The sequence below is a fragment of the Micromonospora tarensis genome, from assembly GCF_016803395.1.
Classification (GTDB): Bacteria; Actinomycetota; Actinomycetes; order Mycobacteriales; family Micromonosporaceae; genus Micromonospora; species Micromonospora tarensis.
The window spans coordinates 1-1,880 of the sequence record NZ_JAEVHL010000471.1; the positions used below are offsets into that span (position 1 = coordinate 1).

2 protein-coding genes and 1 pseudogene are annotated in these 1,880 nt (G+C 71.5%); all 3 read right to left on the reverse strand.

The window, feature by feature from the left end:
• Positions 1-33: 33 nt before the first annotated feature.
• Positions 34-228, reverse strand: a pseudogene (locus JM949_RS35625) (hypothetical protein); the annotation flags it as partial.
• Between the two features lie 343 nt (positions 229-571).
• The gene (locus tag JM949_RS35630) at positions 572-709 is read right to left on the reverse strand and encodes a hypothetical protein (RefSeq protein WP_165435866.1); all 138 of its coding nucleotides are present in this window, start codon (positions 707-709) and stop codon (positions 572-574) included.
• A gap of 218 nt (positions 710-927) precedes the next feature.
• Positions 928-1,880: dihydrolipoamide acetyltransferase family protein (locus tag JM949_RS35635; RefSeq protein WP_203152430.1), on the reverse strand; the 953-nt coding region annotated here is incomplete at its 5' end.

Sequence of the window (1,880 nt, forward strand, 5' to 3'; positions counted from 1 at the left end):
GCGGCACCCCACGCGGGGGCGGCTGGTTGCTCAGGCTGGGTAGGCCCACGCCGGCGCCGACGGGTTGGCCCGTGTCGGGGGCGGGGGCGCCCAGCCCAGGTCGGGGCCGGCGGCGTTCTGGCCGTTGTCCGGCTGCGCCGGGCGGTCGCCGTACGGCGCCGGTCCGCCGGCGCCCGGTGACACCTCGTCCGGCTCTTGGCCGGGGCGGTGCGGGCCCTCGGACGTCATGGGTGCGCCTCCTCCATCACATGTCGGCTCGCCGTGCCGATCGGACTCCTCGGCGTGGCTGCCGGCGTCACCGGCGTACCGCTGTGCCGGCTCCCCGCACGGTATCGGGTGATGGCACGGCACGTCCAAGGAGCATCGGCCGTCACTCCCCGTGGCCGGTTGGTGTCGAGCAGTTCTTGTCGGCTCGGCCTCTGCCGGGTCGGCGGGCGGCGACCGAAGCCCACCGTACCGGGCGCTGAGGCAGGGCGGAATCCCGGTGGCGGGTGGCCGGGAAACGCCGATGGCCCACCCGGTGGGTCGGGTGGGCCATCGATCTGGAGGAGGTGCGAAATGTCGTGGAGCGTCAGCTCATGTGACGCTGGGCGATGACGAGGATTTCCTCGCGAACCGCCGGCGAGTTCGCCGAGCGCAGCGCGTGCTCGATGGCACGGGCGCGGCGGGTGGCGTCGCGGTGGTTGCGGATTCGCTCGATCATGCTCATTGGTGGTTCCCCCTAGCTATTCGGTTGTCAGCCCCTGATGCCTCTATTCAACGGCACAACCCGGGGAACTTCCATCGATTATTAGGTGAGCTGGGACACCTGTCTAACAATCAAAGGTCAACAGGCGGTCTGGCCTACGGTTCCGTCGCCCAACGGACACGGCCGGTGTGCCGGGCGTTAACCCGAGGCACACCGGCCGTGGCTGACGTCTCGAACGATCAGGTCCAGGCGAGCAACGCCGCCTCCGGGTCGGCGAGGAAGTCGCCCACGTCCCGCAGGAACCTCGAGCCCAACTCGCCGTCGATGATCCGGTGGTCGAAGCTCAGCCCCAGCGTGGTGACCTGGCGAACCTTGACCTTGCCCTTGTGCACCCAGGGCATCTCCCGGATCGCCCCGAAGGCCAGGATCGCGGACTCACCCGGCGGCAGGATCGGCGTGCCGGTGTCCACTCCGAAGACGCCGACGTTGGTGATGGTCAGGGTGCCGCCGGACATGGCCGCCGGCGAGGTGCGGCCGGACTTCGCCGTCTGCACCAGGTCGGTCAGCGCATCGGCCAACTCCCGCAGCGACAGCCGGCCGGCGTCCTTGATGTTCGGCACGATCAGCCCGCGTTCGGTGGCCGCCGCGATGCCGAGGTTGACGTACTCCTTGACCACGATCTCGTCACCGGCCCAGGTCGAGTTGACCATCGGGTGACGGCGCACCGCCAGCAGCACCGCCTTCGCCACCAGCAGCAGCGGCGAGACCCGTACGTCGCGCCACTCCCGCCGGCCCCGGAGCCGGTCCAGCGCCTTCATCGCCCGGGTCACGTCGACGGTCAGGAACTCCGTCACGTGCGGGGCGGTGAACGCCGAGCGGGACATGTTCTCGGCGGTGAGCTTGCGGACCCCCTTGACCGGGATGCGCTGCTCCCGGTCGGTGCCGAAGCTGGGCGCGGTCGTCGCCGCGATCGGCTCGGCGGCCACCACCGCCGCACCGCTGGCGGCCTGCTGGACGTCCTGCCGGGTGATCGAGCCGAGCGGCCCCGACCCGGTCACCGTGCCGAGGTCGACCCCGAGGTCCTTGGCGAGCTTGCGGACCGGCGGCTTGGCCAGCACCGCACCGGACGCCGTCGTGGCCCGCCCGTTCGGAGCCGGAGCCGCCGCCGGCGGGACCACCGGCTGGGCGGCCG